The organism is Roseovarius sp. PS-C2 (assembly GCF_018862045.1).
GTDB lineage: Bacteria > Pseudomonadota > Alphaproteobacteria > Rhodobacterales > Rhodobacteraceae > Roseovarius.
On the sequence record NZ_JAHKSQ010000006.1, the window covers coordinates 324,454 to 336,914 of the forward strand.

At 62.1% G+C, this 12,461-nt stretch carries 12 protein-coding genes; 10 read left to right on the forward strand and 2 right to left on the reverse strand.

The window, feature by feature from the left end:
* The first annotated feature begins 36 nt into the window (after positions 1-36).
* The 9 genes from KPG71_RS13780 (at position 37) to aroA (ending at position 9,118) form a co-directional block, all read left to right on the forward strand.
* A complete protein-coding gene (locus KPG71_RS13780; protein WP_216338624.1) occupies positions 37-1,179 on the forward strand; it encodes an extracellular solute-binding protein in 1,143 nt (380 codons plus the stop codon).
* 76 nt (positions 1,180-1,255) lie between these two features.
* On the forward strand, positions 1,256-2,329 hold the full coding sequence (locus KPG71_RS13785) for an ABC transporter ATP-binding protein (RefSeq protein ID WP_216338569.1): 1,074 nt from the start codon (positions 1,256-1,258) through the stop codon (positions 2,327-2,329).
* Positions 2,330-2,333: 4 nt separating this feature from the next.
* Positions 2,334-3,686 (forward strand): aspartate aminotransferase family protein, encoded by a 1,353-nt coding sequence (locus KPG71_RS13790; RefSeq protein ID WP_216338570.1) that lies wholly within the window; start codon positions 2,334-2,336, stop codon positions 3,684-3,686.
* A 9-nt stretch (positions 3,687-3,695) separates the two neighbouring features.
* Positions 3,696-4,622, forward strand: coding sequence for a 3-keto-5-aminohexanoate cleavage protein (locus KPG71_RS13795; RefSeq protein WP_216338571.1), 927 nt, complete (start codon positions 3,696-3,698; stop codon positions 4,620-4,622).
* A 4-nt stretch (positions 4,623-4,626) separates the two neighbouring features.
* Entirely contained in the window at positions 4,627-5,115 is a 489-nt protein-coding gene (locus KPG71_RS13800; RefSeq protein WP_216338572.1) for a GNAT family N-acetyltransferase, read from the forward strand.
* Positions 5,112-6,134: a histone deacetylase family protein gene (locus KPG71_RS13805; RefSeq protein ID WP_216338573.1), complete on the forward strand. Its 1,023-nt coding sequence runs from the start codon at positions 5,112-5,114 to the stop codon at positions 6,132-6,134. Before KPG71_RS13800 ends, KPG71_RS13805 begins: the two co-directional genes overlap by 4 nt.
* Positions 6,131-7,231 (forward strand): FAD-binding oxidoreductase, encoded by a 1,101-nt coding sequence (locus tag KPG71_RS13810; RefSeq protein WP_216338574.1) that lies wholly within the window; start codon positions 6,131-6,133, stop codon positions 7,229-7,231. The genes KPG71_RS13805 and KPG71_RS13810 overlap by 4 nt, the downstream gene beginning before the upstream one ends.
* Positions 7,232-7,250: 19 nt before the next feature.
* Entirely contained in the window at positions 7,251-7,601 is a 351-nt protein-coding gene (locus KPG71_RS13815) for a RidA family protein (RefSeq protein WP_073034097.1), read from the forward strand.
* 170 nt (positions 7,602-7,771) lie between these two features.
* The gene (gene aroA / locus KPG71_RS13820; RefSeq protein WP_216338575.1) at positions 7,772-9,118 is read left to right on the forward strand and encodes a 3-phosphoshikimate 1-carboxyvinyltransferase; all 1,347 of its coding nucleotides are present in this window, start codon (positions 7,772-7,774) and stop codon (positions 9,116-9,118) included.
* A gap of 51 nt (positions 9,119-9,169) precedes the next feature.
* Here aroA and KPG71_RS13825 read toward each other — a convergent pair whose 3' ends face one another.
* Positions 9,170-9,793 carry a cysteine hydrolase family protein gene (locus tag KPG71_RS13825; RefSeq protein WP_216338576.1) on the reverse strand — a complete coding sequence of 208 codons (624 nt, stop codon included), beginning with the start codon at positions 9,791-9,793 and terminating at the stop codon, positions 9,170-9,172.
* Between the two features lie 178 nt (positions 9,794-9,971).
* On the opposite strand from KPG71_RS13825, the gene KPG71_RS13830 reads away from it, so the two are divergent.
* Positions 9,972-11,126, forward strand: coding sequence for a CaiB/BaiF CoA-transferase family protein (locus tag KPG71_RS13830; RefSeq protein ID WP_216338577.1), 1,155 nt, complete (start codon positions 9,972-9,974; stop codon positions 11,124-11,126).
* Between the two features lie 16 nt (positions 11,127-11,142).
* Here KPG71_RS13830 and preA read toward each other — a convergent pair whose 3' ends face one another.
* Positions 11,143-12,447, reverse strand: coding sequence for an NAD-dependent dihydropyrimidine dehydrogenase subunit PreA (gene preA, locus KPG71_RS13835; RefSeq protein WP_216338578.1), 1,305 nt, complete (start codon positions 12,445-12,447; stop codon positions 11,143-11,145).
* Between the last annotated feature and the right edge of the window lie 14 nt (positions 12,448-12,461).

The window sequence follows — 12,461 nt, forward strand, 5'->3', positions numbered from 1 at the left end:
GACCATTCCAACAAGGAGAAACACATGACCAGAAAAATGGACAATACAACCCGCTATGAGCGCTTGCGCGAACGGTATATGAACGGCGATCTGGACCGTCGTTCATTCCTGGGGCTGATCGGCGCGGCCGGTCTGGCCTATGGGGTGCAGACGCCCTTTGCCAAGTTCGCACACGCTCAGGGGGTCAAGCAGGTTCGCTTTGACGGCTGGGGCGGCGTCGTGTCCGAGGCGTTTCGCGAATATGCCTTCGACCCTTATGCCGAGGCGACAGGGATCGAGGTTGTCGATGGCACGTTCGGCGGCGGCGATGAATACCTGAGCCGCGTGAAGGCCAGCCAGGAGGGCGAATACAATATCGCGCACCTGTCGGGCGTATTCGACTATGCACGCTATCACAATCTGGGCCTGTCCACCGTTCTGAACGAGGACAACATCCCCAACCTGCAATACGTCATTCCCAAGCTGGTTGACGTGTTCCGCGGCGTGACCGACGGCAAGCTGTCCTGCGTCCCCTATGACTATGGCACCACCGGGATCGCCTATAACCGCAAGCATATCTCGGATGAAGAAGCCAAGGAAAAGGGTGCCAAGCTGCTGATCGACGAGGCCTACAAAGGCAAGATCGCCGGTTGGAGCGATTGGCGCACCCGCCTTTGGTATGCCGCCCTGCAAACCGGTCAGGACCCGAACAACATCGAAGATATCGACGCGGCCTGGGATGCCGTGCGGACGCATCGCGATCTCAGCCTGAAATATTGGGGATCGGGCGCTGAACTGATGAGCCTGCTGGCCGAGGAAGAGGTGTATGTCACCGAAGGCTGGTCGGGCCGTATTTACGCCTTGCAGGATCAGGGCCATGACATGGGTTATATCGACCCGCCCAACGGCATGGGCTGGCAGGAATGCCTGTTCGTGATCAAGGGCAGCCCCATGGAGGCCTGCGAAGAACTGCTGAACTTCATGCTGGCACCCGAAACCTCGATCGCGGTGGCCGAGGGGCAGAATTATCCGCCTGCCCTGGACCCGCAGAAAGTGGACCTTGGCGACAAGATTCCGACCCTGCCCGCGTTCGATCCGACCGGCACGCTGGAAGGGCTGACCTTTGCCGATCCGGCCTATTGGAACGGCAACGAGCAGGAGTGGTCCAAGACCTTCGGCCGCGTTCAGAAGGGCTACTGATGCCTGAACCCAAGACCCCGCCCCGGCCTTCGCGCCGGGGCGGGCCCCCCATGACGCCTGAGCGAGGACACCGCTGATGAGCTCCGTCACCCTGAACAATATCGTCAAGCGCTTCGGCAATTTCACCGCCGTGCATCGCTCGTCGCTGGAAATTCCCGAAGGGGCGTTTGTCACGCTTCTGGGGCCGTCCGGTTGCGGCAAGACGACGAACCTGCGGATGATCGCCGGTTTGCTGGACCCGACCGAGGGCGAAATCCTGATCGGCGGCAAGCGCGTCAATGACGTGCCCATTCACAAGCGCAATCTGGGGCTGGTGTTTCAGAACTATGCTTTGTTCCCGCACAAGACGGTGGCCGACAATGTGGCTTTCGGATTGAAATACCGCGATGTGCCTGCCTCCGAAATTCCCAAGCGGGTGGAGGACGCGCTGGAACTGGTGCAACTGCCGCATGTGGCGCATCGCTATCCCAAGGAGTTGTCGGGCGGGCAGCAGCAACGTATCGCATTGGCCCGCGCCATCGTGATCGAACCCGATGTTCTGTTGCTGGACGAGCCTCTTTCCGCGCTCGATGCCAACTTGCGCGAAGACATGCGTGTCGAACTCAAGCGTATTCAGGAACGTATCGGCGTGACCACGGTTTTCGTGACCCATGACCAGTCCGAAGCGTTGGCGATGTCCGATCAGATCGTGGTGATGTCTGCCGGACGGGTCGAACAGGTCGGGGCGCCCGAAGAGGTCTACAACACTCCGGCCAGCGAATTCGTGGCGAATTTCCTTGGGGCCTCCAACATCTTTGACAGTCGATGCACGGCCATTGGCGGTGGATCGGTGACGGTCGACGCTCCCATCTTCGGGCAGGTTGCCATCCCTGCCGACAAGGCTCCGCGTATCGAGGGTCAGGGGCCGGCCAAACTGGTGATCCGGGCCGAAAAACTGCACTTGTCGCAGGGCGCTGCCCCCGAAGGGGTTGTATCCGTCCCGGCGACGGTGGAAACGGTGGATTATCAGGGGCAGGCCGTCCGCTATTTCGTGCGGGCCGGGGACACGCAACTGCAGGCCATCAACATGATCGACGGCCATCCTTTCAATGAAGGGGATCAGGTCAATCTGCATCTGCGGCCACAGGATTGTGCCGCTTTGCCGGGGTAAGGAAATGACTGAACGACCAAGCCACCTGTTCTATCAAGGGCGCCAACGCCGCCCGGTGCTGGATCAGGCCCGTGGCGTCTATATGTGGGATGTGGACGGCAAGCGTTATCTGGACGGATCCAGCGGCGCGATGGTTTGCAATATCGGGCACTCGAATGAAAACGTGCTCGAGGCGATGCGCCGCCAGATGGAGAAATCCACCTTTGGCTACCGGCTGCATTTCGAAACCGAAGCCTCGGAAAACCTGGCGGCCAAGACGGCGGCGCTCTGTCCCGAGGGATTGAACAGGGTATTTTTCGTATCCGGCGGGTCGGAAGCCGTGGAATCGGCCATGAAACTGGCACGTCAGTATGCATTGGCCATCGGGCAGGAAAAACGTTGGAAAATCATCAGCCGCGCGCCTAGCTATCATGGTTGCACCCTCGGGGCGCTGGCGATCACCTCGTATGATCCGCTGACCAAGCCGTTCGATCCGATGATGCAGGCCATGCCCAAGGTGCCTGCGCCGCGCGCCTATCTCGATGGGCTGGACCCGGACGATGAGGCGACGGGCCATCATTATGCCGACATGCTGGAGGCGAAGATCCTCGAAGAAGGTGCCGACAGCGTTCTGGCGTTTATCGTCGAACCCGTTGGCGGGGCCTCGACTGGGGCGCTGCCGCCCCCCAAGGGATATATGGAGCGAGTGCAGGAAATTTGCCGCAAGCATGGTGTTCTGCTGATCCTCGACGAAGTCATGACCGGAGCAGGGCGCACCGGCAGGTTCCTGGCATGCGATCACTGGAAACTGGAGCCAGACATCATCGTCATGTCCAAAGGTTTTGCCGCAGGTTACGTCCCTCTTGGCGCCATGGCCGCGCATGAGCGACTGGTCGAGGCGGTGCTGGATCAGGGCGGGTTCCTGCACGGTTATACCTATGCCGGCAATCCATTGGCTTGCGCTGCCGGTGTCGCGGTGATCGACGAAATCGAACGGCAGGGACTGACACGGAACTCCGCTGTAATGGGTGAAAAGCTGATGGAGCGCCTGCGCGGGCTGATGCAGCGGTATCCCATTATCGGCGATGTGCGCGGTATGGGTCTGCTTACGGCGTTCGAATTCATGGCCGACAGGGGCACCAAGGCCCCGTTGCCCAAACACCTCAAGGCGTTCGACCGGTTCGTGAACATTGCTTATGACAAAGGGCTGATCGTCTATTCGCGCCGTACACGCAACGGGGTCGAGGGCGATCATATCATCATTGCGCCGCCGATGATCGTCACTGAAACGCATCTCGACGAGATCACCGAGATGCTGAATACGTCGCTGGCACAGTTCACGGATGAAATCCGGCCCGAACTGGACAAGATCGCATAAGGACAGCCCATGTCAGGCATCATAATCACCTGCGCCGTCACGGGGTCGATACATACTCCGTCGATGTCGCCCTATCTGCCGGTCACCGCCGAGCAGATCACCGAACAGGCCGTCGGCGCGGCCGAGGCCGGGGCCTCCATCCTGCATCTGCATGCGCGCGATCCGGAAACCGGGCAACCGTCGGCGGCGGAAGAACACTTCATGGCCTTCCTGCCGCGTATTCACCAGGCCTGCGATGCGGTGCTGAACCTGTCCACGGGCGGCAGCGCGATCATGACCCTCGATCAGCGACTGGCGGCCCCCAAACGGGCCGAACCGGAAATGGCCTCGCTCAACATGGGCTCGATGAACTTTGCGCTTTACCCGATGGCCGACCGCATCAGCGATTGGAAAAACGACTGGGAGAAGCCGTTTCTGGAAGGCACTGACGATCTGGTGTTCAAGAACACGCCCCGCGATATCACCCGCATACTCACGGAACTGGGCGAAGAGCGCGGCGCACGTTTCGAGTTCGAGTGTTATGATTTGTCTCATCTCTATATGCTGAAACACTTCGTGGACCGCGGCCTGGTGCGTGCGCCGTTGTTCATTCAATTTGTCTTTGGCGTTTTGGGCGGGATGGGGCCGGACCCGGAGAACCTGACGCATATGATCCGCATCGCGGACAAGCTGTTTGGCGATGACTACATGTTCTCGGTTCTTGCTGCGGGGCGGCATCAGATACCGCTGACGACCATGGCGGCGGCCATGGGCGGGCATGTCCGTGTCGGGCTGGAGGACAGCCTGAGCATCGCACGCGGACAACTGGCCGAAAGCAACGCGCAGCAGGTCGCCAGGATTCGTCGTATCGTCGAAGACCTGGGACGCACGGTGGCCTCGCCCGAGGACGCGCGTGCGATGCTGGGCCTGAAAGGCCGCGACAGGACGGCGATCTGATCCGATGTCCGAGGTTTGCTTTCGTAGGGTTCAAAGCGATGAGGACGTGGCGCTTCTGGACAAGGCCCTGCGCTGTCTCAGCGCGGATTTGGGGGATGATCATGTCGCGGGCCACGATGCCCTGACCACGGCGTTGCGCGGGGCCTGTCCGTCGGCGCACGGGATAGTCGCGCTCGAAGGGGCGGCATTGTGCGGTGCGGTCTTGTTCAGCCCGGTTTTTTCGACCGTCCGGGGCGCGCCGGGGCTTTACGTTTCCGATCTTTGGGTGTCGGATGAGGCTCGAGGAATGGGATTGGGGCCTCGCTTGCTGGCGTCCGCCGCCCGGCGGGCGGGGCAGCTTTGGGGCGCCAATTGGCTGACATTAGCCGTCTACCATACCTCGCCCCGGTCGCGGCGGTTTTATGAGCGATTGGGGTTCAAAGCGGATACCGGGGCTTCGGTCATGAAACTGAGTGCCGAAGGTCTTGGACAACTGATGAGGGATGCAGGATGAAAGCGATTTTCGACGACCGTCAATGGCGACATGACCCCAAGCACTTCATGGCCAACGGCAAGGTTATGCCAAGTCCCGAGCAATCCGCCCGTATCGAGAAGCTGACAGCAGGCGCGCAAGCCGCAGGCTGCACCATGCAGGGCAGCGACGATGCGGGTATGGGGCCGATCGCCGCGCTGCACTCCCCGGAATACCTGGTGTTCCTGCAAAATATCTATGAACGCTGGCAACGTATTCCCAATGCCGGGGCCGAGGTGATTCCGAATGTGCACCCCGCCAACAGAACCGACAATTATCCGCGATCCGCCGTGGGGCAGGCGGGGTTTCATCAGGCCGATACGGCCTGTCCGATCGGGGAAGGCACATGGGAGGCGGCCTATTGGTCGGCGCAGGTGGCAATAACCGGCGCGGATCTGCTGGCGGCTGGTGAGCGTGCGGCTTATGCCCTGTCGCGCCCGCCAGGGCATCATGCCTATGGCGATATGGCCGGTGGGTTCTGTTTTCTGAACAATTCCGGGATCGCCGCGGAGCGTTTGCGCGCCAAGGGGTTGCGGCCTGCCATTCTGGATGTGGATGTGCATCACGGAAACGGCACGCAAGGCATTTTTTATGATCGCGACGATGTGTTGACTCTCTCGCTTCATGCCGATCCGGCGCGGTTCTATCCGTTCTTCTGGGGTCATGCCGATGAACGCGGCGAAGGGCGCGGGCTTGGCTATAACCTTAACCTGCCGCTGCCGCGCGGAACCGATGACGACGCTTACCTGAAATCGCTCGATGTCGCGCTGGATCGGATCGTGGCCTTCGGGGCCGATGTCGTGGTGGTGGCCCTTGGCCTCGACGCCTTTGAGGGCGATCCGTTCCAGGGCTTCGCCGTCACCACCCCCGGTTTCGCGCGGATCGGGGCGGCGATTGCCGGGCTCGAATTGCCCACATTGTTCGTGCAGGAGGGCGGCTATTTGTGTGACGAACTGGGCGAAAACCTGACCTCGGTGCTGACCGGGTTCGAAGCGGCATGAGCCAGCATCCCGATATCATCGTGATCGGCGGCGGGATCGCCGGTGTCAGCGCGGCGGCTGAACTGGCGGCCTTTGCGCGGGTCACGTTGATCGAGGGTGAGGCGCAGCTTGGATACCATTCCACCGGTCGCTCGGCGGCGGTGTTCATTCGCAACTATGGCAATGCCACGCTGCGGGCGCTCAATGCCGCTGCCGCGCCGTTGCTGGAGGCACCAGAAGGTGTATCGGACCATTCCTTGCTGTCGCCGCGTGGCGAATTGATGATCGCCACGGAAGAGGAACAGGACGAGCTGGACAGCTATTGCGCAGGGGCGACCGGCATCGAACCACTTGCCCCGGACGAGGCCGTGAAAATGGTGCCCATCCTGCGGCGTGACCGTATCGCGGCGGCGGCCATTGAACCGGATGCGCAGAATATCGACGTGGACCGCATGTTGCAGGGCTATGCCCGTCTTTTCAAGGCGCGTGGTGGGCAGGTTGTCACCGGTGCGCCGGTGCACGCCATCAGCCGAGGTCATTCTGCCTGGCAGGTCGGTGTCGGGGGCCAAACCCTGACCGCCCCGGTGATCGTCAACGCCTCGGGGGCGTGGGCGGATCAGGTTGCACGGATGGCGGGCGTTTCACCAGTGGGCATACAGCCGTTCCGCCGCTCGGCGGCCATTATTCCCGCGCCTGACGGGTATGATGTAGAAAGCTGGCCGGTGGTCGTGTCGGCCTCGGAATCCTGGTACGCGAAACCCGATGCCGGGAAACTGATGGTTTCGCCCGCCGACGAAGACCCTGTCGAGCCGCATGACGCCTGGGTCGACGATATGGTGCTGGCCGAGGGCCTTCATCGGTTCGAGCAGGCCGTGACGATCCCGGTGACACGGGTAGAGCACAGTTGGGCCGGTTTGCGCAGTTTCGCGCCTGATCGCTCACCGGTGGTCGGATTTGCCCCGCAAGCCGAAGGATTTTTCTGGCTGGCAGGGCAGGGCGGGTATGGCGTACAAACGGCCCCGGCACTGGCCCGTTTGACGGCGACCCTGATCACGGGTGGCGTCGCAGAGATTGCCGATGAAACAATACGGGCACTTTCGCCCGACCGATTCCAATAACCCGAAAGGACAGCTTGAGATGAGCGATATCACCCGTGCCCATGTGGGCCAACGCATGAGCCAGATCGTTACCCATAACGGTACGGTCTATCTGGCAGGTCAGGTCGGCAACCCCGGCGACAGCGTGGCGGAGCAGACCAGGACCTGTATTGAAAATATGGAAAAGCTGCTGGCCGAAGCCGGATCGGATGCCACGCGCATCCTGCAATGCACCATCTGGCTTGCCGATATGGCCGATTTCGCCGAGATGAATGCGGTATGGGATGCCTGGGTGCCCGAAGGTCACGCACCGGCGCGCGCCTGCGGCGAAGCAAAGCTGGCCACGCCCGACTACAAAGTCGAATTTCTGGTGACTGCCGCGCAAGGCTGACCCGATGGACGGGTCGCCGCATTTCGGCGTGGCCCGTCCGTTTCATTGTCCCCGAATACTCTCGTTGAAGGCCGTCTGCGGCGTGCTCTCGGGTGCATGCGCCATGGCCGATGGACGCCGCGCGATGCTTGCGCTATCAGGCTCGTGATCCATTGACGAAAGGCGCGCCCATGTCCGGCCACGGCACCCCCATTCCGATGTCCTCTCACCGTTCCGCGACTCTGAACGGTACGGCCGAGGTTCCCGGCGACAAGTCGATCTCGCACCGCTCCCTGATCCTTGGTGCGCTGTCGGTCGGCGAAACCGTGATCACGGGGTTGCTGGAAGGGCAGGATGTGTTGGACACCGCCAAGGCCATGCAGGCCATGGGCGCCGAGGTCGTGCGCGATGACGATGGCACATGGCGGGTGCACGGTGTGGGTGTCGGCGGATTTGCCGAACCCGATCAGGTAATTGATTGCGGGAATTCCGGCACGGGTGTGCGGCTGATCATGGGGGCGATGGCCACATCGCCGATCGCGGCAACCTTCACCGGCGATGCCAGCCTGAACAAACGCCCGATGGCGCGGGTCACCGATCCGCTGGCGCTGTTCGGGGCGCAGGCGGTGGGCCGTTCCGGGGGGCGGCTGCCGATGACCATCGTCGGTGCGCATGATCCTTTGCCGGTGCGCTATACCGTGCCGGTGCCTTCGGCCCAGGTGAAATCCGCCGTGCTGCTGGCGGGCTTGAACGCGCCGGGGCAGACCGTGGTGATCGAACACGAGGCCACGCGCGATCATACCGAACGGATGCTTGCCGGGTTCGGCGCTGAAATCACCACTGAAGACACCGACGAAGGCCGAGTCATCACCCTGACCGGTCAGCCCGAACTGACCCCGCAAACCATTGCCGTCCCGCGTGATCCGTCCTCGGCGGCGTTTCCGGTTTGCGCCGCGCTGATCACCGAAGGATCGGATGTGCTGGTGCCGAATATCGGGCTGAACCCCACGCGCGCGGGCCTGTTCACCACGCTGCGCGAAATGGGCGCCGACCTGAGTTATGAAAACGAACGCGAAGAAGGGGGCGAGCCGGTCGCCGATCTGCGTGCACGGTTCTCGCCCGATATGAAGGGGATCGAGGTGCCGCCCGAACGCGCGGCTTCGATGATCGACGAATACCCGGTTCTGTCGGTCGTTGCGGCCTTCGCCGAGGGGCAGACCGTTATGCGCGGCGTCAAGGAATTGCGAGTCAAGGAATCGGATCGTATCGAGGCAATGGCCACCGGCCTGCGCGCCAATGGCGTCGAGGTCGAGGACGGTCCCGATTGGTGGATCGTGCATGGCCGGGGGCAGGGGAACGTGCCGGGTGGGGCCACCTGCGCCAGCCATCTCGATCACCGGATTGCAATGTCATTCCTTGTCATGGGGCTTGCGTCTCAATCGCCTGTCAGCGTGGACGATGGTGGGCCGATCGCGACTTCATTCCCGGTATTTGAACCGCTCATGGCGGCGCTTGGCGCGGATATTCGCCGCGGTTGATCCGTGCTGACCTTGCGGGGCGCGGTAACAGGGGCGCATGGCGTTTCGGCATCAGATGACGCGTGCGCCCTGACTGCCCAACGCCTCTTGTACGGCTCTGAATGCCTGGTCGTCGCTGGCGGCGATGGCATCGCGGATCAGTTCAACCTCATAGCCGCGATTGAGGGCGGCTTGTGCGGTGCGCGCGACCGCTTCAATACCGTCCCGACCGGCGATGCGCAGGCGACCGACCAGCAGCACCTCCAGCAGTGTATCCAGTTCACCGGTTTCAAACCCGTCTTCCACCCGCTTGACGACAACATGGTCCGCCATGCCCTGGAACGGGGGCGCCAGTGCCACGTTGCGTCCATGTCTGAACGGCGCACCGGGCCGGGTGAAGCGCGCGATCAGGCGCGGTGCGATGCCTCCCCATTCCTGCCTGAGTGCGATGACGGGCTGATCGCGATGCCGGGCAAGTTCAACCTCGCGTGAAATGGCCGCCTCGACCCGTGAACGTGTCGGGGTGTCATGATGCCGGTCGGTCCAGAACGCATCCTGCGTTTCGATCAACAGCAACGCCGTGCCGGGGCGCGGCGGGATCGGCGTGCCCTGGGTGGCGCGCACGATATAGCGCGTCGTTATCCATAGCCACAGACCCATCAGCCCGGCCAGTATACCGAGAATCGTCCAGATCATTTATTGTGCCCTGTTGCCGTCAACCTTGCTGAACCTGTTCGCAATTTCAATTCCGTCGCCGCATTCGTGACCTGCACCGATTGTGTTGGTTTGGCAAGTCGGGCATGGCTTGATCCGTGTCAGGGCATCGTTACGCTGCTGCTGTAGTCAGGGACCGAGACAATATGGGAGAACGCGCATGACAGCCCCGTTGGATAACATCACCGTGCTGGACCTGACCCATGTTCTGGCCGGTCCGTTCGCCTCGATGACCATGGTCGATCTGGGGGCGAAGGTGATCAAGGTGGAACGCCCCGGCACGGGGGACGATACCCGCGCTTTTCCACCGTTCAAGAATGACAAAAGCGCATATTTCGCGGCGCTGAATCACGGCAAGCAATCCATCGCCCTGGACCTGAAGGCCGAACAGGACCGGGCATTGTTCGAACGGCTGCTGGCGCGGGCGGATGTGATCCTGGAAAACTACCGGCCCGGAACGATGGAAAAACTGGGCTATGGCTGGGATACGTTGCATGCCCGGCATCCGGGTTTGATTTATGGCGCGGTCAGCGGATTCGGTCATACCGGCCCCGACGCGCTGCGCCCGGCTTATGACATGGTGGTGCAGGCGCGAGGCGGTGTCATGTCGATCACTGGCGAGAAAGATCGCGAGCCGGTGCGCGTGGGGGCCAGCATCGGGGATATCGTGGCGGGTATGTTCATGCTGCAAGGCGTGCTTGCCGCACTTTACGAGCGCGAGCGCACAGGGCTGGGCCGTAAGGTGGATGTCGGCATGCTGGATGGGCAACTGGCTATTCTGGAACATGCCGTCGCGATTACCTCGGTCACCGGCACGCCGCCGGGGCCGACAGGGGCGCGGCATCCATCGATCACACCCTTTGAAACCTTTCATGCGTCGGATGGGATGTTCGTGATCGCGGCGGGCAATGATGTGTTGTTTGAACGGTTGTGCGAGACGCTCGGCCTGCCACTGGCCGACGATCCGCGGTTTGCCACCAACCCGGCGCGGTGTGAAAACGCACGCCTTCTGAAGCGGCTGATCGAGGCGGTCACCTTGGACAACACCAAGGCTTACTGGATCGAAACGCTGGAAGCCGCCGGGGTGCCGACAGGGCCGATTCAGAACGTCGCCGAGGTCATGCAGGATCCGCAGATCCTTGCCCGCAACATGGTGGTGGATGTGCTGGATCATGCGGGGCAGCCAGCCTACACCACGGCTGGCAACCCTATCAAGCTGAGCGGTCTCGAAGAGCGCCCGGATCGGAGACCGGCACCCGATCTGGATGGGGACCGGGCCACGATCCTGACATGGCTGGATGGCGGCGAGGACTGACCCGCCGCCATCCCGGTCATTCAGCGGCGCATTTCATCGGATTGTTGGGATGCGTTGTCCAGTTGGCGTAATCGTCGCTGACGGGTTTGCCGGTGCGCGGGTCGATCTCGCCGGCGGGCAGGCGCTCCATCGTGATGCACCCTTCGATCGGGCAGACATTGACGCACAGGTTGCAGGCCACGCATTCTTCGTCGATCACGTCAAAGGTGCGGTCATCGGACATGGAGATCGCCTGATGGCTGGTGTCCTCGCAGGCGGCAAAGCAGCGGCCACATTTGATGCACGCTTCCTGATCAATGCGGGCCTTGGTGATGTAGTTCAGGTTCAGATCCTGCCAGTTCACCACGTTGGGCACGGCGCGGCCCACCAGATCGTCGACCGAGGCAAAGCCCTTTTCGTCCAGATATTGCGACAGCCCCGAGATCATTTCCTGCACGATCTTGAAGCCATATGTCATGGCGGCGGTGCAGACCTGCACGTTGCCCGCGCCAAGCGCCATGAATTCGGCGGCATCGCGCCATGTGGTGACACCGCCGATGCCCGAGATGGGTAGCCCCTTCAGTGCAGGGTCGCGGGCGATCTCGGCGACCATGTTCAGCGCAATGGGTTTGACGGCCGGGCCGCAATAGCCGCCATGCGCGCCCTGCCCGTCGATGGTGGGCTTCGGTGCGAACAGGTCCAGGTCGACCGTGGTGATCGAGTTGATCGTGTTGATCAGGCTGACCGCATCCGCGCCCCCATCCTTGGCGGCCTGCGCCGGTTTGCGGATGTCCGAGATATTGGGTGTCAGTTTCACGATGACGGGCAGGTTGGAGTGCTTCTTGCACCATTCGGTGACCATCTGCACGTATTCGGGCACCTGTCCCACAGCGCTGCCCATCCCGCGTTCGCTCATCCCGTGGGGGCAGCCGAAATTCAGTTCCACACCGTCGCAGCCCGTGTCGATCACGCGCGACAGGATGTCTTTCCAGCTGTCCTCGTTGACCGGCACCATCAGGCTGGCGATCAGGGCGCGGTCGGGGTAATCGCGCTTGACGCGGGTCATCTCGTCAAGGTTGGTCTGCAAGGGGCGGTCGGTGATCAACTCGATATTGTTGAGCCCCAACAGGCGGCGGTCCGCACCCCAGATCGCACCATAGCGCGGACCGTTGACATTGACCACGGGCGGGCCTTCTTCGCCCAGAGTTTTCCACACGACGCCGCCCCATCCGGCGTCAAAGGCGCGCCGGACGTTGTATTCCTTGTCGGTCGGCGGGGCCGAGGCCAGCCAGAATGGATTGGGCGATTTGATGCCGATGAAGTTCGATTCGAGATTGGCCATGTCGCTGATCTCCC